General features: G+C 64.2%; 20 protein-coding genes. 6 read left to right on the top strand and 14 right to left on the bottom strand.

The annotated features are described in order from the left end of the window. Positions 1-2 precede the first annotated feature (2 nt). From FN835_RS01840 to def (FN835_RS01820), 5 genes are all read right to left on the bottom strand, one after another. Complete coding sequence (locus FN835_RS01840) at positions 3-881, bottom strand: dienelactone hydrolase family protein (RefSeq protein WP_142661472.1); 879 nt, start codon at positions 879-881, stop codon at positions 3-5. Then, positions 866-2,509 (bottom strand): alpha/beta hydrolase, encoded by a 1,644-nt coding sequence (locus FN835_RS01835; protein ID WP_246098624.1) that lies wholly within the window; start codon positions 2,507-2,509, stop codon positions 866-868. Before FN835_RS01835 ends, FN835_RS01840 begins: the two co-directional genes overlap by 16 nt. Positions 2,510-2,605: 96 nt before the next feature. Further along, positions 2,606-3,106 (bottom strand): peptide deformylase, encoded by a 501-nt coding sequence (gene def, locus FN835_RS01830; RefSeq protein WP_142661471.1) that lies wholly within the window; start codon positions 3,104-3,106, stop codon positions 2,606-2,608. A 72-nt stretch (positions 3,107-3,178) separates the two neighbouring features. Continuing rightward, positions 3,179-3,724: a peptide deformylase gene (locus FN835_RS01825; RefSeq protein WP_142661470.1), complete on the bottom strand. Its 546-nt coding sequence runs from the start codon at positions 3,722-3,724 to the stop codon at positions 3,179-3,181. Next, positions 3,717-4,238, bottom strand: a complete 522-nt coding sequence (def, locus tag FN835_RS01820) for a peptide deformylase (RefSeq protein WP_142661469.1) — start codon at positions 4,236-4,238, stop codon at positions 3,717-3,719. Before def (FN835_RS01820) ends, FN835_RS01825 begins: the two co-directional genes overlap by 8 nt. 73 nt (positions 4,239-4,311) lie before the next feature. Between def (FN835_RS01820) and FN835_RS01815 the strand changes: the two genes are divergently transcribed. Genes FN835_RS01815 through FN835_RS01800 form a run of 4 tightly spaced genes read left to right on the top strand, consistent with a single transcriptional unit; the run spans position 4,312 to position 7,771 of the window. Further along, positions 4,312-5,496, top strand: coding sequence for a MalY/PatB family protein (locus FN835_RS01815; protein WP_142661468.1), 1,185 nt, complete (start codon positions 4,312-4,314; stop codon positions 5,494-5,496). A 12-nt stretch (positions 5,497-5,508) separates the two neighbouring features. Beyond that, positions 5,509-6,087, top strand: a complete 579-nt coding sequence (locus tag FN835_RS01810) for a L,D-transpeptidase family protein (protein ID WP_142661467.1) — start codon at positions 5,509-5,511, stop codon at positions 6,085-6,087. A gap of 46 nt (positions 6,088-6,133) precedes the next feature. After that, a complete protein-coding gene (locus FN835_RS01805; protein ID WP_142661466.1) occupies positions 6,134-7,510 on the top strand; it encodes an MATE family efflux transporter in 1,377 nt (458 codons plus the stop codon). A gap of 24 nt (positions 7,511-7,534) precedes the next feature. After that, a complete protein-coding gene (locus tag FN835_RS01800; RefSeq protein ID WP_142661465.1) occupies positions 7,535-7,771 on the top strand; it encodes an Lrp/AsnC ligand binding domain-containing protein in 237 nt (78 codons plus the stop codon). A gap of 59 nt (positions 7,772-7,830) precedes the next feature. On the opposite strand, the gene FN835_RS01795 is transcribed toward FN835_RS01800, so the two are convergent. The 6 genes from FN835_RS01795 to FN835_RS01770 all read right to left on the bottom strand — a co-directional run bounded on the left by FN835_RS01795 (position 7,831) and on the right by FN835_RS01770 (position 14,215). Beyond that, entirely contained in the window at positions 7,831-9,108 is a 1,278-nt protein-coding gene (locus FN835_RS01795) for an FtsX-like permease family protein (RefSeq protein ID WP_142661464.1), read from the bottom strand. Continuing rightward, entirely contained in the window at positions 9,105-9,767 is a 663-nt protein-coding gene (locus FN835_RS01790) for an ABC transporter ATP-binding protein (protein ID WP_142661463.1), read from the bottom strand. Before FN835_RS01790 ends, FN835_RS01795 begins: the two co-directional genes overlap by 4 nt. Further along, positions 9,767-10,192 (bottom strand): hypothetical protein, encoded by a 426-nt coding sequence (locus tag FN835_RS01785; protein ID WP_142661462.1) that lies wholly within the window; start codon positions 10,190-10,192, stop codon positions 9,767-9,769. The genes FN835_RS01790 and FN835_RS01785 overlap by 1 nt, the downstream gene beginning before the upstream one ends. 69 nt (positions 10,193-10,261) lie before the next feature. Next, the gene (locus FN835_RS01780; RefSeq protein WP_142661461.1) at positions 10,262-11,764 is read right to left on the bottom strand and encodes an alkaline phosphatase; all 1,503 of its coding nucleotides are present in this window, start codon (positions 11,762-11,764) and stop codon (positions 10,262-10,264) included. Between the two features lie 117 nt (positions 11,765-11,881). Next, positions 11,882-13,222 (bottom strand): esterase-like activity of phytase family protein, encoded by a 1,341-nt coding sequence (locus FN835_RS01775; protein ID WP_142661460.1) that lies wholly within the window; start codon positions 13,220-13,222, stop codon positions 11,882-11,884. A 90-nt stretch (positions 13,223-13,312) separates the two neighbouring features. Then, positions 13,313-14,215 (bottom strand): cation diffusion facilitator family transporter, encoded by a 903-nt coding sequence (locus FN835_RS01770; RefSeq protein ID WP_185958545.1) that lies wholly within the window; start codon positions 14,213-14,215, stop codon positions 13,313-13,315. A gap of 116 nt (positions 14,216-14,331) precedes the next feature. Between FN835_RS01770 and FN835_RS01765 the strand changes: the two genes are divergently transcribed. After that, positions 14,332-14,745: a DUF6314 family protein gene (locus tag FN835_RS01765; RefSeq protein WP_142661459.1), complete on the top strand. Its 414-nt coding sequence runs from the start codon at positions 14,332-14,334 to the stop codon at positions 14,743-14,745. Between the two features lie 259 nt (positions 14,746-15,004). Beyond that, a complete protein-coding gene (locus tag FN835_RS01760) occupies positions 15,005-15,280 on the top strand; it encodes a hypothetical protein (RefSeq protein WP_142661458.1) in 276 nt (91 codons plus the stop codon). A gap of 56 nt (positions 15,281-15,336) precedes the next feature. Here the strand turns inward: FN835_RS01760 and gltB are convergent, their stop codons facing one another. From gltB to FN835_RS01745, 3 genes are read right to left on the bottom strand one after another with little or no spacing between them, the layout of a single operon-like run. Then, positions 15,337-19,869 (bottom strand): glutamate synthase large subunit, encoded by a 4,533-nt coding sequence (gene gltB, locus FN835_RS01755; RefSeq protein ID WP_142661457.1) that lies wholly within the window; start codon positions 19,867-19,869, stop codon positions 15,337-15,339. Further along, the gene (locus FN835_RS01750) at positions 19,869-20,591 is read right to left on the bottom strand and encodes a hypothetical protein (protein WP_246098631.1); all 723 of its coding nucleotides are present in this window, start codon (positions 20,589-20,591) and stop codon (positions 19,869-19,871) included. The genes gltB and FN835_RS01750 overlap by 1 nt, the downstream gene beginning before the upstream one ends. Positions 20,592-20,640: 49 nt before the next feature. Continuing rightward, positions 20,641-22,122, bottom strand: a complete 1,482-nt coding sequence (locus tag FN835_RS01745) for an NAD(P)-dependent oxidoreductase (protein ID WP_142661456.1) — start codon at positions 22,120-22,122, stop codon at positions 20,641-20,643. Positions 22,123-22,155: the final 33 nt, after the last annotated feature.

The following is a 22,155-nucleotide window of genomic DNA, read 5'->3' as shown; positions in this document are numbered from 1 at the left end:
TTTCATATGCCGACGCGGGGACCGGATGCAAAGCCCATGAAATCATCGACCAGCAGCCGCGCCCGATCGCGCGCGCGGGCGTCGAACTGCAAAGGCGACAGCACCGAGCGTTCGTTCTGGTCGAAACCGTGATCGACGCCGGGCATGGTGCGATACTTCAGATGGGCACCTTGGGCGACCAGCTGGTCGGACATCGCCCGGCAGGCGGCGCTGTCGGTGATGCTGTCATGCTGCGACAGGATCATCAGCCCGCGCGCCTGATCGGGCCAATGCGCACTGCCCGCGCCGCTGATCAGACCGCAATAGGGGTAAAGCAGCACGACCGGGCCGATCTCGGCCTCAAGCGCGCGGCGGGGGGCGGGCCATGCGGACAGGCCGGGGGGCGGGGCGTCGCGGTCCAGCGCGGCCAGCAGCTCCATCGCGGACCAGCCGCCATGCGAGGCGCCAAGGATCGCCACGTCCTGCGCGTCGATCCCCGGCATGCGGCGCAGCGCGGCCAGCGCCACGGCCAGATCGCCGCCGCGTTCGGCCCCGGCCAGCAACTGCCCCGCACAGACCGCCCGCCACGCCTGCGCGACGTTCAGGCTGCGTGGGCTGTGGCTGTCAAGGATCATCACCGCGCGGCCCTGCTCCAGCATGACCTGCGCCCAGTAATCCATGTTGTCATGCACCCCGTCACATCCCGACAGCAGCACCGCCGCCTTGTGCGGGCCGGGGGTGGGGGGCGTCAGGATGCGCCATGCGCCCGACAAAAGCTGTTCGCGTTGGGCAGGCGTCTGGACGATCGGCTGCCAGCCCGCTGCATTGCGCGCGGTGTTCAGCCCCAGCAACAGCAGGACCATGACCGCCGTGACGGCCAGCAATGTCAGCCGTTGTCGCATCCGATCAGGCCGCCCTTTCCACATTTCGCCTTGAGCCGGGCTGTATCCTCGGCGCTCCACCCTTGCGGGGCAGAGACCGAGACCCAGCCGTCGATATATTCGCTGGCGTCGTAGATATGCCCGAAGCCCGGCGGCGTCGAGGTGGATACCAGCATGTCCACGGCGAGTTGAAGCTGCGTCACGATGGGGGTGAAGCTCAGCTGTGGCGACACGTCCGGCGCGGTCGGTTCGCGCATCCATTCCGGCGCGCGCCAAAGCGAGGCGGGGTCATAGAACACGATCGGGTCGCTGGCATGTTGCAAAAACAGGATGCGCAGCCGCCCCCACGGTTTGCCCGAACGGTCGGGCGGAGCGAATTGGCTGGCATAGCGGATCACCTCGCCCTGATCGACCTGGGGCAGGATCAGGGGGCTGCCGGGCACCCGCGCCTCGTTCGCCTGACGCCACAGGGTCGAGGGGAAGGGCGGGCCGACCCAGAACGCGCCCGAGACCGGCTCGTTCATCATCTGGAACGGGTTCAGCGCATACATCGACGACCACGCACCCAGCGAAATGCCGTGCAGATAAAGTCGGGGTCGGGCGTCCGCGGGCAGGCTGCGCCAATGGTCATAGACCAGCCGCATGATCGCCGTGGTCTGGTCCAGCCCGGATTCGGTTTCAAAGATCAGTGCCAGCGGGCTTTGCAGATAGGAATATTGCAGCGCGACCGTGGCCACATTGCCTTCGTGCATGTATTCCAGCGCGTCATAGCTGGCGGGGTCCATCCAGCCCGTGCCGGTGGGGCTGGCCAGCACCAGCACGCGGCGTTCGAACGCGCCGGTGCGGATCATCTCCTCCAGCGCGATGCGTGCGCGGGTTTCGGGGTCTTTGTCCTGCGCCAAGCCGACATAGATGCGCAACGGCTCCAGCGCCGGGCGTCCGGTAAAGGCGGCAATCGCCGGGGCGCGCGGACCGCCCGATACGAAATCGCGCCCCGGTTTGCCCATCAGATCCCAGTCGATCAGCGATCCCGGCCCGCCCGAGCGCCAACCCTCGGACGGGGGTTCGGCATCGGCATCGGTCAGATGCTGGGCCGCGGCATAGGAACTGTCGGCAATGCCGAACGCCCATTGCACCACGCCGTCGCGGGTCAGCGTGACGACGATCAGCCCGGCCAGCAGCAGGCCCAGCACATTGGCACTGGTGACGGGGATGTGGCGCGCAAGCCGGGTGCGCAGCAGATCGAACAGGCCCTGAACGGCGCGGCCCAGCAGGAACAGCGCGACGAATATCGCGGCTGTCAGCAGCAGCATCTTGGTGGTGTTCGCGGCCTCAAGTTCGGGCATGCCCATGCGTTCGCGGATGGCGTTCTGCCACTGATCGGCCAGCGCCACGCAGCGCACCAGCACGGCCATGACGGGAATGGCAAGAATGGCATGGGCGATGGTCGCCCAGCGGCGCGGAAGGACCGGAATTTCCAGCGTCCGCCAGATTGCCAGCAGGAATTGCGTCGCCAGATAGCCCGCAGTCATCGACACGCCGCCCAGCACGCCCTGCATGATCCAGTCACGCGGGATCAGCGATGGCGTCAGCGCAGCCGCGACCATCAGCAACCCGGCAAGCAGCGGCAGGACCGAAAACATGGGCATGAATTCCTTTCCGCAGGACCGCTTTGCCCAAATCGGCTGCGGCCCGGTATCGGGTTCAGCCTAGACGCGACCCGCGCGAAAGGAAAGCTGCCGCCCCTAGCGCCGGGACAGCTTGGCCGATTTCGCCACCAGCATCTTGCGGCGCAACGGCGTCAGGTGATCGACATAGACCTTGCCATTCAGGTGGTCGATCTGGTGCTGCACCGAGGTGGCCCAAAGACCGACGAAATCGCGGTCCTCGATCTCGCCCTGATCGTTCAGAAAGCGCACGGTGACGGCGCGGGGACGTTCGATGCGGGCATGGACGCCGGGCAGGTTCGGGCTTGCCTCGTCATGCGGGCGAAGCTGGACCGAGGCGTGCAGCACCTCGGGGTTGGCCATGCGCACGGCCTGCCCGCGCTTGTCCGAGGCATCGACCACGGCCAGACGCTGCGTGATACCGATCTGCGGCGCGGCAAGACCGACGCCCGGCATCGCGTTCATCGTGTCGATCATGTCGTCCCAGATCATCCGAACGGTTTCGGTGATCGTCTCGACCGGCTCGGCGGGTGTATGCAGGCGGCGGTCGGTATAAGGGATGAAGGGACGGACGGTCATCGGGCTTGCCTTGCAGGGAATTGGCGCGAGGTATCACGAGGGCGCAAAAAGGTAAATCCGACCCGGCCCGCGCTATGGCCTGCCCGCGTCCGGCAGGTAGTCGATGATCAGCCGCCCATCCAGATGATCGGCTTCGTGCAGGGCGATCCGCGCCTCGATCCCCGACAGGGTGGTCGAACGCGCGTTGCCCATCATGTCGAAATGCCCGAAGGTGATTTCTGTCGGGCGCGCGACGGTCACGGGATGATCGGGGATCGACAGACAGCCTTCCTCAAGCACCGCGCTGCCCGAAAATGCCAGCAGCGTCGGATCCAGAAAGATGCGCGGCTGCGGTTCGCCGGATTTCCAATGCGCGTCCATCACGAACATCCGAAACGGCTCGCCGATCTGAGGGGCGGCAAGCCCGCGGCCCTTGGCGTCATACATCGTCGCCAGCAGATCGCCGGCAAGCTGGCACAGCCTATCCCAGCTAAGATGGCCGACAGGCGTGCAGATCTGGCGCAGCACCGGGTCTGGATGGATCAGGATGGGACGAATGCGCCCCCGCCCTGCCAGTTCGGCAGGGCCTGGCCCTTCCGGGGCCTTTGCGATGTCATTCCCCGTCAGGGGCTCAGGCACGGGCGCGCTCTCGTTTCAGTTTAACCATGCGGCGGGTGATCATCTGCCGCTTGATCGGGCTTAGATAGTCCAGAAACAGCTTGCCATCCAGATGGTCGATTTCGTGCTGTGCGCAGGTGGCCCACAGCCCGTCGAATTCACGTTCGTGGTTCTTGCCGTCCAGCCCCAGCCATTCCACGCGGACCTGCGCCGGACGGGTCACGTCGGCATATTGGTCAGGGATCGACAGGCAGCCTTCCTCATAGGTGTTCAGCGCGTCCGAGGACCACGTGATCTGCGGGTTCACCATCACGATCGGGCTGCGTTCCGCATCGGGGTCTTTTTCGCAGTCCATGACATAGACGCGCGACAATACACCGACCTGCGGCGCGGCCAGACCAACGCCCGGCGCGTCATACATGGTCGCCAGCATGTCGGCGGCCAGCGTCTCGATCTCGGGCGTGATGCGGGCCACGGGCTCGCAGATCTTTTTCAGCCGCGGATCGGGATGGAGAAGAATATTCAGCGTGCTCATGCGTATCATCTAGGCGAAGGGTTGGAGCGGCGCAACAAGCCGTTATTCTGGTGTCGCAATTCAGGAGAACGCCATGACTGCTGCCAACTTTGACGAAATCATCGACCGGCTGGGAACGTCCTGTTCGAAATGGGACGATATGCAGAAAATCTATGGTGTCGATCCGCATGAGGGCATCTCGATGTGGGTTGCGGACATGGATTTCCGGCCCCCGGCAGCGGTGCAGAAATCCGTCGAGGACATGGCCCGCCACGGCGTCTATGGCTATCCGGGCACCCATAGCGCCTATCTGGATGCGATTCGCTGGTGGATGCAGACCCGCCACGACTGGCAGGTGCAGCCGGACTGGATCATGACGGCGCATGGGCTGGTCAACGGCACGGCGCTGTGTGTCGATGCCTTTACCCGCCCCGACGATGCGGTGATCCTGATGACGCCCGTCTATCACGCATTTGCCCGCGTCATCCGCGCGGCGGGGCGCGACGTGACCGAATTCCCCATGCCGCAGCAGGACGGCGAATACCGCATGGACTGGGAAGGCTGGGCCGCGCTGATGACCGGGCGCGAAAAGATGCTGATCCTGTGTTCGCCCCACAACCCCGGTGGCCGCGTCTGGTCCGAGGCCGAACTGCGTCAGGTCGCGGAATTCTGCGCCGCCCATGACCTGATCCTGATTTCGGACGAAATTCACCATGATCTGGTCCTGCCCGGCAGCCCGCGCCACGTCATCACCGCCAAGGCCGCGCCCGAGATCACCAACCGTCTGGTGACGCTGACCGCCGCGACAAAGACCTTCAACATCGCGGGTGCGCATATCGGCAACATGATCGTGTCGGACCCGGAACTGCGCCGGGCGCTGGCGCAGCGCATCGGCGCGTTGGGGATTTCGCCGGGGCTGTTCGGGCTGAACATGGTCGCCGCCGCCTATTCGCCTGATGGCGCGGCATGGGTCGATCAGCTTGTCGCCTATCTGGACGGCAACCGCCGCGTGTTCGATGCGGGGATCAACGCGATACCGGGGCTGGCCTCGATGCGGTTGCAGGCGACCTATCTGGCCTGGGTCGATTTTTCTGGCACGGGAATGACGCAGGCCGAAATCCAGCGCCGCGTCGCCGAGGACGCGGGGATCGCCGCGAATTACGGCCCCAGCTTTGGTCTGGGCGGCGACGGTTTCATGCGCTTCAACCTTGCCACGCCGCGCGCGCGGGTCGAAGACGCGGTGGCGCGGATGCAGCGTGCCTTTGGCGATTTGCAATAAGGGGCATGGTCGATGAAACGGCTGGGCGGTCTGTTTTCGGTTCTGGCACTGTTGTTCCTGACCTTTGGCGGTTGGCTGATGCTGACGCCGGGGCCGGTGCCGCTGCCGGGATTGCAGCCACCGCCCGTCGATGACGGTTATCGCCCGCAGGCGGGGCCGATCGCGCTGACCACGCCCATCCAGCGGATCCTGATCGAAAAGGGGGCGCGGCGCATGACGGTGTTCCAGCAGACGGGCCCGGCCAAGACCTTTGACATCGCCCTGGGGTTTTCGCCCAGCGGCGACAAGTCGAAACAGGGCGACGGCCGCACCCCCGAAGGGATTTTCCGCATCGACCGCCTGAATCCGCAAAGCCGGTTCCACCTGTCGCTTGGCATTGATTATCCCCAGCGCCAGCACCGCGATGCGGCGCGCAGGGGCGGCTATGATCCGGGCGGCGACATCATGATCCACGGTCAGCCCAACCAGATCCCCGCAGGATACCGCGTCAAGGGCGACTGGACCGAAGGCTGCATCGCCGTATCGGATGATGAGATCGAGGAAATCTACGCCCTTGCCCGCGTCGGAACCGAGGTTGAGATACGGCCCTGAAATCCGGCATCTTGCCCAAATCTTTGCCCAAGGTTAAGGCAAGGGGATGATCTCCGCACGTTACGCCCCGCATCTGCGCGCCACGCTGGCGCTTGGGTTGCCGCTTGTCGGCAGTCACCTGTCGCGTATGGCCATCGGGGTCGCGGATACGGTGATGCTGGGCTGGTATGGCGTCAACGAGCTGGCGGCGCTGGTCATCGCCATGTCGTTTTTCCACATCCTGTATTTTCTGGGCATGGGTTTCGGCATCGGCGTGATGGGCGTCATCGCCGCCGCCATCGCCCGCGGGGATGAGGTCGAGGTCCGACGCTCGGCCCGGATGGCGCTGTGGCTGTCGCTGATCTCCTCGGTCATATCGCTGCCGCTGATGTGGCACGCGGGACCGATTCTGCTGGCGATCGGGCAGGCGCCCGTGGTGGCGGAACTGGCACAGGAATACCTGCGTATCGCCGGTTTCGGGCTGGTGGCCATGCTGTGCCAGCTGACGCTGAACAGCTATCTTGCCGCGATGGAGCGGCCGCAGGTCGTGCTGTGGATCACGCTTGCGGGCCTGCCCTTGGTGATCTTTCTGAACTGGGTGCTGATCTTCGGCAATCTGGGCATGCCGGAAATGGGCGTGCGCGGGGCGGCCATTGCCGCGATCATCGTGCAGTTCCTGCAGCTGGCCGTCATGCTGGCCTATGCGCATTGGCTGCCCGCCGCGCGTCATTACCACCTGTTCCAGCGGTTCTGGAAACCCGACTGGTCCGAGATGCGCAAGGTCTTTGCCCTTGGCCTGCCCATCGGGCTGACCATGGTGGCCGAAGGCGGGCTGTTTGTCGGCTCGAACGTGATGATGGGCTGGATCGGGACGCAGCAACTGGCGGCGCATGGGATTGCACTGCAACTGGCCTCGATCACGTTCATGCTCCATCTGGGCATTTCCAATGCCGCCACCGTGCGGATCGGGCAGGCCAAGGGGCGCGGCGATGCGCAGGGGATGCGCGATGCCGCCGTGACCGTCATCGCCGTGTCGGTCGTGCTTGCGCTGGCCTGCATCGCCGCGTTCGAACTGTTCCCGCGCCAGCTTGTGTCGCTGTATCTTGACGTCAGCCACCCCGAGACGCCTGCGATCATCACGATGGCATCGGGACTGCTGTTCTATGCCGGGATATTCCAGCTGACCGATGCGATGCAGGTGATCGCACTGGGTTTCCTGCGCGGCGTGCAGGATACGCGCGTGCCCATGGTCATTGCCGCCGTCAGCTATTGGGTGGTCGGCATCCCGGTCGCCTATGGTCTGGCATTCATGCTGGGCGTCGGACCTGCGGGTCTGTGGCTGGGGCTGGTGGCCGGCCTGTCATTCGCCGCCGTTCTGCTGATGCGACGGTTCTGGCGCGGATTTGCGCGGGGGGACTGGACCGCAGCGCCAGCCACGGTCTAGGTTCGCGCCAAAAGGAGATCCGCCATGCGCCCGGTTTTCGTCCAGTTCCGCTGCACCCCCGGCAAGACCTATGAGGTTGCCGAAGCGATCTATGACCGCGAAATCGTCAGCGAGCTTTATTCGACCTCGGGCGAATACGACCTGATGGCGAAAATCTATGTCCCCGACGATCAGGACGTGGGCAAGTTCCTGTCCGAGTCGCTGTTCGACATTCCCGACATCCGCCGCACGCTGACCACCATGACCTTCAAGGCATTCTAGGTCGGTGCGCACGGCAAAATGAACGGGCCGCCCGGCATCACGCGGGCGGCCCTTTTTCGTCAGCGCAGCCCCGCCACGACCGAGGCGCGGTAAAGCCGGAAGGCCGGGACCAGTGCCAGCGCAAAGCCAAGCGCCAGCAGCGTCGCGGCCATACGCAATTCGGTCCAGCCCAGCGTCGCCGTCATCTGCACCCCCGTCGCGTTCGAGATAACCGAGGTGGCGATGGCCGATGCGGCCCAGCCCAGCGGCAGGCCAAGCACAGCCCCCGCAAGGATCATCGTGCCGACATAGATCCAGACGCTGGCAAAGACATAGGCCGCCGATGCGCCAAGCGCACGCAGGACCGCAAAGCGTTGCCGTTGCAGGTCCAGCACCGCCAGCATCCCGCCAAGGATCGCAGTGACGACCAGCACCTGCGCGGCCAGCGTCAGCCATGACATGACCCGCGTGGCCCCGCCCATGACGCTGTAAAGCTCCACCAGCGTCTCGGCCGGGAAAAAGGCGGTGGATTGCGCCGTGCGATACCGGGAACGCAGCCCATAGGCGGCGGCGATGGTGTCGGGCTTGACGACCAGCGCGGGCAGTCCGGGCATCTGGTCGGCCTGCCATGGCGGACCGATATGCGTATCGCCCGGCGCGTGGCCCGTGCCCATGACATGGGCGTTCCAGATATATTCGACCGGAACCACCACAGCGTGGTCCCATGGCGTTCCCGTGGGCTTCATGCGGCCGGTGACGGTGACATCCTCATGCGCGTGGTCATGGTGGTCATGCGCCTCGCCCTCGGTGTGGTCGTGGTCGTGGTGATCCCCGGCATCGTAGCTGTCGGCATCGCCGCTGCCATCGGTCAGGTCATCGGCATGGCCATGGCTGATTTCCAGCGTATCGCCGACGCGGGCATCGACCAGCGACCCCACGACCGCCTGATTGATCGAGGTGAAGGGCTGCCCCTCGGCCAGACCGTTGCTGAGATAGGTAACGAAATCGGCCGTCGTGCCGACTACAGCGGAGTCGCGATGGCTGTCGCCAAAGGCGATCGGGGCGACGAAGCGGGCATCCTTGTCGTTCAGGATCTGATGCACGATCTGGCCGGGCAGCAATTCGACCGCCGTGGGCCGCAGGAATACGGTCGAAAACAGCAGGTCGGTCTGGCTGCCGGGCGCGGCCACGATCAGATCGAACCGATCCGCCGCGCGGGCCGAGCCCTGACGTAGCGCGCGTTCCTGCACGCTGATCGCGATGCCAAGCGCCACGGCCAGCGCGATCAGCAGCGTGAACAGGATGACGGTCAGCGGGTTGCGCGCCAGACTGGCGCGGACGATGGGAAGCGGGTTCATGCGACCTCGACGGGTTTGCCGCGTTCAAGCCGCAGCCTGCGATCGGCCAGAGCGATAAGCGCGGGGTCGTGACTGGCGGCGATGACGCTGCGCCCCTCGGTGCGGGCCATGGCCAGCAGCGTCTGGGCCACGGCAGCACCCGAGGCGCTGTCCAGGCTGGCGGTCGGTTCATCGGCGAAGATGACGGCGGGCTCCATCAGCAGGGCGCGGGCCAGCGCCACGCGCTGCTGTTCGCCGCGCGACAGCACTGCCACGCGGGCACGTTCGGGCACACCGAAACGCGCCAGCAACTCCTGCGCCCTTCCGCGTTTACGCGACGCGGAAAACGCGCCCAGCCATGCAGGCACCAGCACGTTTTCCAAGGGTGAGAGTTCGGGGATCAGGTGGAAATCCTGAAACACCAATCCGGCGCGCTTGCGCCGCCAGCGGTCGCGCGCCACTTCGGGCAGACGGGCCAGATCGATCCCGTCCCAGTCCACGCGCCCCGCAGTGGGGGTCATCAACCCCGCCAGCAGGTGCAGAAGCGTCGTCTTGCCCGAACCGGACGGGCCGGTCAGCACGGTCAGCTGTCCGGGGCGCAGATCCAGCGCAGGCAGCGAAAACAGCGCCTCTCCCCCCAGATCGTGCCGGAGGTCCGAAAGCGTCAGATGTGCGCTCATCAAAGTTTCTCGTATCGCGTGTCGCGCAGACGGACGAAGCTGACAAAGCCGGTTTCCGGGTCGGTTTCGAACCCGGTTTCGAACGTGCCGGTGGCGCGGATCAGGTCGGTGTAGCGCACCGGATCGACGGGGCCATCGGTCAACGCCAGCACAATGTCATCGGGCCATTGCGCCTCGTTTTCGCAAAACGGGCAGACGGACATCGGCAGCTTGGTCAGCACGAAAAAGTCGATCTCGGGCTTGAGCGGCGGGGCCATGTAGCCGATCATTTCGACCGCTTTGCCGTTCAGCGCTGCGGCTTCAGCCGTCAGGTCGCGGCCGCGCGAATACAGATTGCGGAATTTAAGCTGGGCGGGGGCGGCAAGTGCGGGCACGCTCAGCAGCGGCAGGGCAAGGCCCGAGGCCAGGAAATCGCGGCGTTTCATCTTGCTCTCCTTGAAAGGTGAAGCCGCCGGGGACATGCCCCGGCGGCCCTTATGCGTCAGGCGTGCCGATTACTTCTGCGCCAGAGCGGCGCGGGTCGGCAGGTCGGTCGCGTGGGCGATGACGTGGAAGATCAGGTTCTGTTCTACCACACCGTGGAACAGATGTGCCCACGGGCCTTGCGCGAAGATCGCAACATCGTCACCGGCATGGGTTTCGCTTTCGCCTAGCGGGATCAGCGCCTGCTGCAGGAAATCCACGTCGGTGGTGTCGATGCTGGACAGGTCGGCGCGCGGCTCGTCCAGTTTTGCGCCCGGACCGTTCATGTAGCCCAGCGTGGTATAGGGCTTGTTGTCATCGGCGGTGCCCGCGATGCCAAGGATCGGGTTGTTGCGCTTGGGATAGCCCGCGATCGAGAAGACGTGGCTGTGGTCCGCCGTCAGGATGACCAGCGTTTCGTTCGGATCGACCTTGTCATAGACTGCCTGCACGGCTTCCGCGATGGCGATGGTGTCGGTCAGCGCGCGTGCGGCATTGCCTGCGTGGTGGGCGTGATCGACGCGGCCACCTTCGACCATCAGGACATAGCCGTCTTCGTTCTTGGACAGCACGTCCAGCGCCTTGACGGCCATTTCGGCAACAGACGGCTCACCGCCCGCGTCCTTTTCACGATCGACTTCATACTGCATGTGGCTGCGGTTGAAGAGCGCGAAGATGCGGTTGGTGTTGTCCAGGTTCAGGCCGTCAAAGCCTTCGCGGTTCCAGATATACGCGCCGTCATTGTGCTTGGCGGTCCATTCCGCAACCAGATCGCGGCCATCGGTGCGCGAGCCGGTCTTGGTTTCGTCTTCCGGGTCTTTCTGGTCGGTGGTCATAAAGTTCTGACGACCGCCGCCCATGACAACCTCGAAGCCGTCGCCGGCGGGCCAGTCGATCAGCTGCGCCGCGATGTCCTTGCAGCCGTTCTGCACGGCTTCTTCGGTCAGGTCGGCATTGCCTTCCCAATCGCGGCCCGCAACCTTGGCATAGGTCGCAGCGGGGGTCGCGTGGGTGATGCGGGCGGTCGAAACGATGCCGGTCGCCAGACCCGCTTCTTCGGCCAGTTCAAAGATCGTGGTGACTTCGGCGCCCTTTTGGCTGGAGCAGACGTCCGGCTGGACCGCTTGCGTCACGCCGATGGTGCCGTTCACCGATTTCACGCCCGAAACCATGGCCGTCGCGGTCGGAGCCGAGTCGGCGACCTGCGCGTCATGGGTATAGGTCTTGGACAGCGCGACATAGGGCAGCAGCTTTTCGAACGACAGGCTGTTCGATTCGCCATCGACGCCGCGCAGCTGGCCTTCGTGGATGCGCGATGCGGTGATGGTCGGGATCGACAGGCCATCGACAACGAACAGCACGACGTTCTTGGCGCGGCCGACATTCGGCTGGTCGGCGATTTTCTTCGCCAGTTCAGCCTGTGCCGCGGTGTAATAGGAATCCTGCGACTGGATGACGTTTTCCTGAGCCATGGCCGCCGAGGCGATGCTCAGCACCGACGCGCCCAGCGCGAGCGAGCGGAAGGGATGGGTCATTTACTGTCCTTCGGTATTATGGGGGGCTGGAAGTCTGATCGCTTTAGTCGGGCTTTGTAACGTGGGCGTGAACCGCGGCGTCCACTCGGACGCCGCCTTCACGACAATCTTGCAAGATCAACGGGCTGCCAGCAGCTCGGGGACCGATAGCAGGATGAATTCGTTATGCGCTGCCTGTCCGATTTCGCGCCCGCCCGAGAAAGGCAGGTTGTTGTCATTGGCGACAAGGATATGCGTGTCATCGACGCGCATCACGTCTTCGATGGTCTGGAACGGGAAGGTGAAGGGGCCTTCGGCGGGCTTCATGCCGTCCAGCGCTTTGCCGTCGGGATCGGCGATGTTCATCAGGTCGATATGGCCGATCCGGCGGATATAGCCGTCGGCGTCCCGCTGGGCGGTATCGACCAGCACGATGTTCTTGACCTTGGCGGGCATCGGGAAGCAGGTCGCGGCATCCGCACCTTCGGCGCACGCCTTGGCGGCATCGCCTTCGCCCGCATCGCGTTCGATCACCAGCGCGCGGGTGTCGTCGATGAAGTTGAAATCACCGATCGCCACCGCGCCGGGGGCCAGCTTGAAACGATAGCTTTCGCCGGTCCAGTCGCCCGCCTTGGTGTCGAAGGTGATGACGCGCAGGAAATCGCCTTCGGGCGTGCCATCCGCGGCCAGCAGCGGCTTTTCCAGCATCGCCCAAAGCAGATCGGTTGTCGGTTGCAGCGCCATGCCTTCGTAACCGCCCGAACGCTGGACGCGGAAATCCTTGCCCGCTGCCGCCGGAACCACGGTGCCGGGGGTGTCGGGACCGTTCAGCGCCACGCCGTCCAGCATCGTCTGATGGACCGAGATGACGCGCCCATCCAGCGTCGCGCGGATGACATAGGGGCCGAATTCATCGCCGATCCAGATTTCGCCGTTCAGGAACTGGATGCTTTCCGGGTCGAAATCCGCGCCGGTCAGATAGCGCGCCTCGGTCCCTTCATAGGCGATGCGGAAGGGCACCTTGTGGTCGGGGTCGCGCAGGAAGATCGTTTCAAGGCGTTCCACCTTGCCGGTTTCGAAATCGGGGGCCATGCGGTGGAAAAACAGCATCGCATCGGGGCTGTTCGCCTTGGTTCCGAAACCGTTATCGGTCAGCGTATAGATGCTGCCGTCATCGGCGCGGTTCATAGCAAAGCCCGACATGCCCTGGACGGGCTGGCCGATAAAGGGCAGCGACAGCCCGGTCGGATGCGCGCCATATGTCTTGCCGGTATCGGCAGGCGCGCTCATCGCGGCTTCGTTGCGGGTCTTGCCGGTGAACTTGCCCGACAGCCACGCATCGCGCGGTGCATCGCCCGGAGGGGTCACAAGCGTGAATGCGGGCAGATAGGCATGGCCTGCCAGCGTTGCCGGGAACGCATCTTCGGCATGGGCGGGCAGGGCGGCGCAGGTGGCCAGCAGGGCAAGGGTCAGGCGCATCGAAAGCTCTCCGGGTGCATGATTTCGCGCACGGCGGTAGCAAGCCATTCTGACAGCCAGATCAGAGTTGTGTGAAGAAATTATGCCGTTTCAGGCGGTTCCCATGACCGGAACCCCGGAATGCTTGGCCTTGTGTTCCGGCTCGACATGGATCGAGATCAGCGCATCGGGCAGTTTCCTTTTCAGCGCTGCCTCGATCCGGTCGCAGATGTCATGCGCCTCTTTGACGCTGATGCGGCCATCGACGACCAGATGAAAGTCGATAAAGGTCTTCGGCCCGGCATGGCGGGTGCGCAGATCATGCGCCTCAAGCGCGCCTTCGGCATTGTCGGAAATGATGGTGCGGATGTCGCGCAGCGCGTGTTCGTCCACCGCCTCATCCATCAGGCCGGAAAGCGAACTTGCCATGACTTTCCACCCCGACCACAGGATGTTCACCGCAACGATCGCCGCCAGCGCCGGGTCCAGCACCGCCCAGCCGGTCAGCACGGCCGCAGCAACGCCCACGACCACGCCGACCGAGGTGATGACATCCGACAGCAGGTGATGCCCGTCCGCCACCAATGCGGGCGATTTCAGCAGCCGTCCGCGTGTGATCAGCACCCAGCACCAGATGCCGTTCAGGACGCTTGCGACGATGTTGATTGCCAGCCCGCCCAACGGCGCATCCAGCACGCGGGGGTTCTGAAAGCCGTGCCATGCTTCGCGCATGATCAGCAGGGCGGCGACGATGATCATCACCCCCTCCAGCACGGCGCTGAAGAATTCGGCCTTGTGATGGCCATAGGGATGGTCCTTGTCGGCGGGGCGCGCCGCGACACGAATGGCGATCAGCGCGGCCACGGCGGTCGCCACGTTCACCGTGCTTTCCAGCGCATCCGACATCAGCGCGACCGATCCGGTCAGCCACCATGCCAATGCTTTCAGCCCCAACACCACAAGCCCGACGGCAATGCTGCCGATGGCGATCTGTTCGGTCCGGGACAAAGGCATTGCTGGCTCCTTCGCGAATCCTTTGGGGCGTTCTAGCCCGGTCGGGCGGCTGGGCCAATGGGTTGCGCCAGACCGCCGTTTGGGCGAAGCGTGGCAAGACACCCAGTGGAGACGCCATGGAACTGCACGACCTGCTGACCGGCGAGTGGCGTTTCGGCCGCCACGCTTCCAGCGGCGAACGCTTCGACGGAACGGCCCGCTTTTCCCCCATGCCGGGCGGCGCGTTGCATTATCACGAGCAGGGGCGGATCACTTTTCAGAACGGCGGCAGCTCGACCTTTTTTCGCGATTATATCTATATCATCCGGGACAACCTGCTGACGGTGCAGTTTCAGGATGGGCGGCTGTTTCATCAGGTGGCGCTGGACAGACATGGCGATGAATGGACCGGGGCCGGGCATCACCTGTGCGTTGCCGATGACTATGCCACGACTTACCTGATCGCGCCGGGCCGGTTGCGGATCACGCATGACGTGGCAGGGCCGAAAAAGGCGTATCGGCTGGAGACCGAATACAGATGCGCAGGATAGAAGGCGGCGGCATCTGCGCCGCGTTAAGCATCGTGTTGTTCCCGCTGTATATCTTGGCGTTTTTCCCGGTTTTCGGCAGGTTCGTGAACTCGCCCGAGTGGTTCGCCCGCACCATGCACCTGACGCTTCTAGCCCCGGTCGTGTTCGGTCTGTGCGGTGGTCTTTTCGGCTGGCTGATCCCGCCCAAAGCGCGCGCCGGGGGCGAAGCCGCGCGTTTTACGTCGCCACGTTTCTTCCCATCAGTGCGATGGCGGGTGGGATGGCTGTGCACAAGCCACCCTATGTTGCAGCGGTGCTGACAGGTCAGCCGACCGCTCTGGTGCTGACGGTCAAATCCTTGCCTCGGGACAAAAGCAGATGCGGGCAACCCGTCGAAATTCATCCCGCCGGGATGTTGTGTCGGGTGCCCGATGCGATACGCGCGCAACTGCGTCCGGGGAACAGGATCGTGGTTTCGGGAAAGGGCACGTGGATGGGTGTCTTTGTCGATCGGATCGATCGGATCAAGCTGTTCGACCGCAGCAAACCGCTTTAGCCGTCGCCGCGCCAAGCCATTTGCCGAATGAAAAGGGGCCTTTCGGCCCCTTTTCCTTATTCCGCCGGCACAGCTGCCAGATCGTCCACATCCGCGATCGGATGCTTCAGATGCGGCAGCATCTCCTTGGGGCAGACCTGCAGGAAGTTGGCCTTTTCCTCGGCCCAGTTCTGCAGGATTTCCGCCGCACGAAGCGAGCCGGTTTCCTTGGCGTGGCGGGTGACCAGCGTATGCAGCTGGTCTTCCCAATGCGCCTGTGTCACGGGGCACAGGATCAGCGTTTCCGGGTTGATATAGTCGCGGGCAATGCCTTCGGGATCGTAAAGATAGGCCATGCCCCCGGTCATCCCGGCACCGAAGTTCGCGCCGATGCGGCCAAGGATCACGGCGACACCGCCGGTCATGTATTCGCAACCGTTGCTGCCGCAGCCTTCGATCACCACCGTCGCGCCCGAGTTGCGGACCGCGAAACGCTCACCCGCGCGGCCAGCCGCGAACAGGAAGCCATCGGTCGCGCCGTAAAGCACGGTGTTGCCGATGATGGTATTGTCGGCGGCGGTCAGCGGGCTGGCCATCGGCGGACGCACGGTGATCGTGCCGCCCGACAGCCCCTTGCCGACATAGTCGTTGGCATCGCCCGACACCTCGATCTTCAGGCCCGGCGCGGCGAATGCGCCCAGCGACTGACCTGCCGAGCCCGTCAGACGCACCGTCAGGTGATCGGGTTGCAGCTTGTTGCGCATCCCGAAGGTCTGCACGATCATCGACGATGTGCGCGTGCCCACGGTCCGCAGTGTGTTGCGCACCGCATAGGACAGCTGCATCTTTTCGCCATCGCTGAAGAAGCGGCTGGCATCGCGGATGATTTCCGCATCCAGCGTGTCCGGCACCGCATTGCGCGGCTTTGAGCGATCATAGACGATCTTGTCCGAGCCATCGACGGTGATCAGCAGCGGGTTCAGGTCCAGATCGTCCAGCGACTTGTCGCCACGGCTGACCTGCGTCAGCAGATCGGCACGACCGATCACCTCATCCAGCGAACGCGCGCCGATGGCGGCCAGGATCTCGCGCACCTCGGTCGCATAGAAGGTGATCAGGTTCACCACCTTGTCGGCCGATCCGGTGAACATCGCGCGCAGTTTTTCATCCTGCGTGCAGACACCCACGGGGCAGGTGTTCGACTGGCACTGACGCACCATGATGCAGCCCATCGCGATCAGGGCGGCGGTGCCGATGCCATATTCCTCGGCACCCATCATCGCGGCCATCACGATGTCGCGGCCCGTGCGCAGACCGCCATCGGTGCGCAGCGTCACCCGGTCGCGCAGCCGGTTCATCGCCAGCACCTGATGCGCCTCGGTCAGGCCCATTTCCCACGGCAGACCCGCGAACTTGATCGAGGTCGCGGGCGATGCGCCCGTGCCGCCATTGTGGCCCGAGATCAGGATCACGTCGGCCTTGGCCTTTGCCACACCTGCCGCGATCGTGCCCACGCCCGAGGATGCCACCAGCTTCACGGTGATCTTGGCGCGCGGGTTGATCTGCTTCAGGTCATAGATCAGCTGCGCCAGATCCTCGATCGAATAGATGTCGTGGTGCGGCGGCGGGCTGATCAGCGTGACGCCCTTGGTCGAGTGGCGCAGGCGCGCGATCAGATCGGTGACCTTCATGCCGGGCAATTGCCCGCCTTCGCCGGGTTTCGCGCCTTGGGCGACCTTGATCTCAAGCTCTTCGCAGGCGTTCAGGTATTCGGCGGTGACGCCGAAACGACCCGAGGCGACCTGCTTGATCTTGGCGCAGGGGTTGTCGCCGTTGGGCAGCGGGTGGCTGTGGGCCGGATCCTCGCCGCCTTCGCCGCTGTCGGATTTCGCGCCGATGCGGTTCATGGCGATGTTCAGCGTCATATGCGCCTCGGGGGACAGCGCCCCCAGCGACATGCCCGGCGTCACGAAGCGCTTGCGGATCGAGGTGATGGATTCCACTTCCTCGATCGGGACCGGCTTGCCCAGCGGCTTGATGTCCAGCAGATCGCGCAGGTGGATCGGCGGGTTCGCCCGCATGGTCGCGGTGAACTGCTTCCAGATGTCATAGGACGCGCGGTCGCAGGCCATCTGCAACAGCTTCATCGTGTTGGCTTCCCAGGCGTGCTTTTCGCCCGAGCGACGCGCCTTGTAGAAACCGCCGACCGGCATCAGTTCGACCGCGCCGCTGTGGAAACCCTTGGCGTGAATATCCTCAAGCTTGGCTTGCAGACCGTGCAGACCCATGCCTGAGATCCGCGACTGCATGCCGGGGAAATATTCCGCGACCATGGCACGCGACAGGCCTACCGCCTCGAAGTTCAGACCACCGCGATAGGACGACACGACCGAGATGCCCATCTTGGCCATGATCTTCAGCAGGCCCGCATCAATCGCATCGCGATAGTTGCGCATGTTGTCGATCAGGATGCCGCCCAGCAGGCCGCGTTCGATGCGGTCCGCAATGGTATCCTGGGCCAGATACGGGTTCACCGTGGTCGCGCCACAACCGATCAGCACCGCAAAGTAATGCGGGTCGATGCATTCCGCCGAACGCACGTTGACCGAACAGAAGGTCCGCAGACCCTTGCGCGTCAGCCAGCTATGCACCGCGCTGGTCGCCAGGATCATCGGCAGGCCGATACGCTCGGGGCTGATGTTTTCATCCGACAGCACCAGATGACCGGCGCCGGAACGCACGGCATCCTCGGCCTCGGCGCGGATGCGGGCCAAGGCTTCGCCCATGGCCTCGGGGCCGGCGCCGTCTGCAAATGTGCAGTCGATCTGCGTCACGGTTTCGCCGAACATCTTCATCATCTCGCCGAATTCGGCATTGGCGATGAAGGGGCTTTCCAGCACCAGAATTTCCGTCTGGGCACTGGATTCGTCCAGCACGTTCTTAAGGTTGCCGAACCGCGTCTTAAGCGACATGACGCGGGTTTCGCGCAGGCTGTCGATGGGCGGGTTCGTGACCTGCGAAAAGTTCTGGCGGAAGAAATGCGACATCGGCCGATATTGGCCCGACAGAACCGCAGGCGGCGTGTCGTCCCCCATCGAGGCCAGAGCCTCTTTCCCATCCTCGGCCATCGGCGCAAGCATGGCTTCGATTTCTTCGATGGAATAGCCCGCGGCGATCTGGCGGCGACGCAGTTCGTCCCCTTCGAAGATGCATTCCTCGGGCAGGTCCTTCATCACTTCGGACAGCTGCACGACCTTTTCGATCCATTCGCCGAAAGGCTGGCTGGAGGCGAGATAATCCTTGATCTGGCGGTCATGGAACAGCTTGCCGGTTTCCATGTCCACAGCGATCATCTGGCCCGGCCCAAGCGCGCCCTTTTCACGCACGGTCGTTTCATTCACCGGAACCATGCCGGCTTCGGAACCGGCGATCAGCAGGTTGTCGCCCGTCACGACATAGCGCAGCGGACGCAGGCCGTTACGGTCCAGACCGCCGCAGACCCAGCGGCCATCGGTCATCGCAAGCGCTGCGGGGCCGTCCCACGGCTCCATCACGGCGTTGCAATAGGCATACATGTCCGCCCATGCCTTGGGCATGTCGGTCGTGGCCTTCGACCATGCTTCGGGAACCAGCATCGTCTTGGTCATCGGCGCGCTGCGGCCCGAACGCACCATCACTTCGAACACTGCATCCAGCGCTGCCGAATCCGACGAGCCCGCCGGGATGATCGGCTTGATATCCTCGGCCATCTCGCCGAACGAGCGGCTGGCCATGCGGATTTCGTGGCTTTTCATCCAGTTGGTGTTGCCCTTGAGCGTGTTGATTTCGCCGTTATGGGCCAACATGCGGAAGGGCTGGGCCAGCCACCATTGCGGAAAGGTGTTGGTCGAATAGCGCTGGTGATAGATCGCAAAGGCCGACTCGAACCGCTCATCCTTCAGGTCGGGATAGAATTCCGCGACCTGTTCGGCCAGCATCATGCCCTTGTAGATGATCGAGCGGCAGGACAGCGAGGCGAAGTAAAGCCCGGCGATCTGCGCGGCGATTGCGGCTTTCTCGATCCGGCGGCGGATGATGTAAAGCTCGCGCTCGAACTGTTCCTGATCGATGTCCTTTTCGCAGCGGATCAGGATCTGCTCGATCTCGGGGCGGGTGGCGTTGGCCTTTTCGCCCAGAACGCTGGTGTTCACCGGAACGTGGCGCCAGCCATAGATATAGTGGCCCATGCGCAGAACTTCGGATTCCACGATGGTCCGGCAGGCTTCCTGCTGGGCGAAATTGGTACGCGGCAGGAAACACTGGCCGACGGCGATCAGCTTCGACTGGTCGGGTTCGTGACCCGTGCGGCGCACCTGATCGTAAAAGAAGGGGACGGGGATCTGGACGTGGATGCCCGCGCCGTCGCCGGTCTTGCCATCGGCATCGACCGCGCCACGGTGCCAGATCGCCTTCAGCGCGCTGATGCCGCTTTCGACGACCTTGCGGCTTGCCTTGCCGTCCAGGTTCACCACCAGACCGACGCCGCAGGACGAATGTTCATCCTCGGCACGGTAAAGCGAATGCTCCGCCATCCAGTCGCGGCGGGCCTGTTCTTCTTGTTCCCAGTCCATCAGCTGCGTGCCTCCTTCAAAAGCTGCCCAAGGATGCCGGACTCGTTGCCGTGCACCATCTGCAGGTCGCAATCATATTGTGGCTTGGTCTCGCCAAAGCCGGGTTGTCCGGGGAAGGAGAACTTCACCGGGCTGTCATTCGTGCTTTCGCGTGCGCCCGTCCAGTCTTCGGACGTTTCCACACCGCCGTAAAAGCGGCCCTGCGCGCGGCTGACGAATTGCTGGCCTTCGCGGCGGATCAGCACGTCGCCGGTTTCGCTATAGGTCGTCAGCTGGAACTGCGTGACTTCCAGCGGCACGCCGTCGATTTCGACCTTTTCGCCGGTCAGCCGATCCTCACCCACGTGATGCAGGCGTTCCCCGGTATTCGAGCGGGTCCAGAAATCGAAATCGTCCTTGCCGGTTTCCAGCAGCGTGCTGAACGAGGCGTGGTCTTTCGCATCCTCCTCCAACACATCGACGATGCCGTCGCGCATGTTGGTGCTTTCCATCCAGCGCGTTTCGCGGTCGATGCGCGACTGGTAGGTCTGCCCTTCGGGCGTGAAATAAGTCACCCACTGGTCGCCCGCCGCGTCCGAGGAACAGCGATAATGCTGCGCCACGGTGCAGCTGCGGTTCTGGATCGTCAGCTCCAGCTTGCAGCCCTGCGGCGGCGTGAAATTGGCGGCGAGTGCGGGCAGCGCGGAAATGGTCAGCATGGCCGCCGTGACCGCGACAGGCATGGCCCGCAATCTATGTCCCTTGCACGGATCGTGCATGGCGATCACTCCCTTACTCGGCGGCGACGCGGGCAGCGCCGGACAGGTAACCAGCGATGCTGTCGGCAGCCTCGCGGCCGTCGCGGATCGCCCAGACCACAAGGCTGGCACCACGCACGATGTCGCCCACGGCAAAGACGCCGGGCAGGCTGGTCTGGTGCGTCTGGTAATCGGCGCGGATCGTGCCCCAGCGGGTCACTTCCAGCCCATCGACGCCCCAAAGACGCGGCAGCTCTTCCGGCTCAAAGCCAAGCGCCTTGATGACCAGATCGGCGGGCTCGTCGTAATCGGCCCCCTCGATCAGTTCGGGCGATTGGCGGCCCGACACGTCCGGCGCGCCCAGACGCATCTTCTGGATGCGGACCGAGGCGATGGACACATCGCCCACATCGGCTTCCTGCGCCTCCATGGCTTCGCCCGTGACATGACCCGCAAAGGAACCGGGGGCGGACAGCCAGACGAATTCGACGCCTTCTTCCTCGGCGTTCTGCACTTCGCGCTGCGAGCCGGGCATGTTGGCACGGTCGCGGCGATACAGGCATTTGACCGACAGCGCGCCCTGACGGATCGCGGTGCGCACGCAGTCCATGGCGGTGTCGCCGCCGCCGATCACGACGACGCGCTTGCCCGATGCATTCAGTTCGCCGTCTTCGTAGTCGGGGATCTCATCGCCCAGATCGACCCGGTTCGAGGCGGTCAGGTAATCCAGCGCCCGCACCACGCCCTTGGCTGCGGCATTGTCGATGTCCAGATCGCGGGTCTTGTAAACGCCCGTCGCGATCAGCACGGCATCGTGCTTGCCGCGAATGGCGTCAAAGCTCAGGTCGTCGCCGACATTGGTGTTCAGCACGAATTCGACGCCGCCATCGGCCAGCTGTTTGTTGCGACGCTCGACCACGTCCTTTTCCAGCTTGAAGCCGGGGATGCCATAGATCAGCAGCCCGCCCGCGCGGTCGTGACGGTCATAGACGGTGACCTGATAGCCCATGCGGCGCAGGCGGTCGGCGGCGGCAAGGCCACCCGGACCCGCGCCGATGATGCCGATCGACTCGGGGCGCTCGACCGCGGGGGCGGCGGGGGTGACCCAGCCATTTTCCCACGCGGTGTCGGTGATGTATTTCTCGATCGCGCCGATGGTCACGGTGCCGTGGCCCGATTGTTCGATGACGCAGTTCCCTTCGCACAGACGGTCCTGCGGGCAGATGCGGCCGCAGATTTCCGGGAAGGTGTTGGTTTCCTGACTGCGCATCCACGCCTCTTGGACGCGGCCTTCGGCGGTCAGGCGCAGCCAGTCGGGGATGTTGTTGTGCAGCGGGCAGTGCGACTGGCAATAGGGCACGCCGCATTGGCTGCAGCGGCTTGCCTGTTCGGTCGCCTTGGCGGCGGCGAATTCGCGATAGATCTCGTGAAAATCCTCCGAGCGGGAGGCGGCGTCACGTTTCTCAGGCATCTCGCGCCCGATGGTGACGAACTTGAGCATCTTCTGCGTGGCCATGGCTGCGCGTCCCTTCCTAGCGAGGCTGTTGAA

Source organism: Paracoccus laeviglucosivorans (assembly GCF_900182695.1).
GTDB classification, from domain to species: Bacteria; Pseudomonadota; Alphaproteobacteria; order Rhodobacterales; family Rhodobacteraceae; genus Paracoccus; species Paracoccus laeviglucosivorans.
This window is presented reverse-complemented; position numbering and strand designations above follow the sequence as displayed.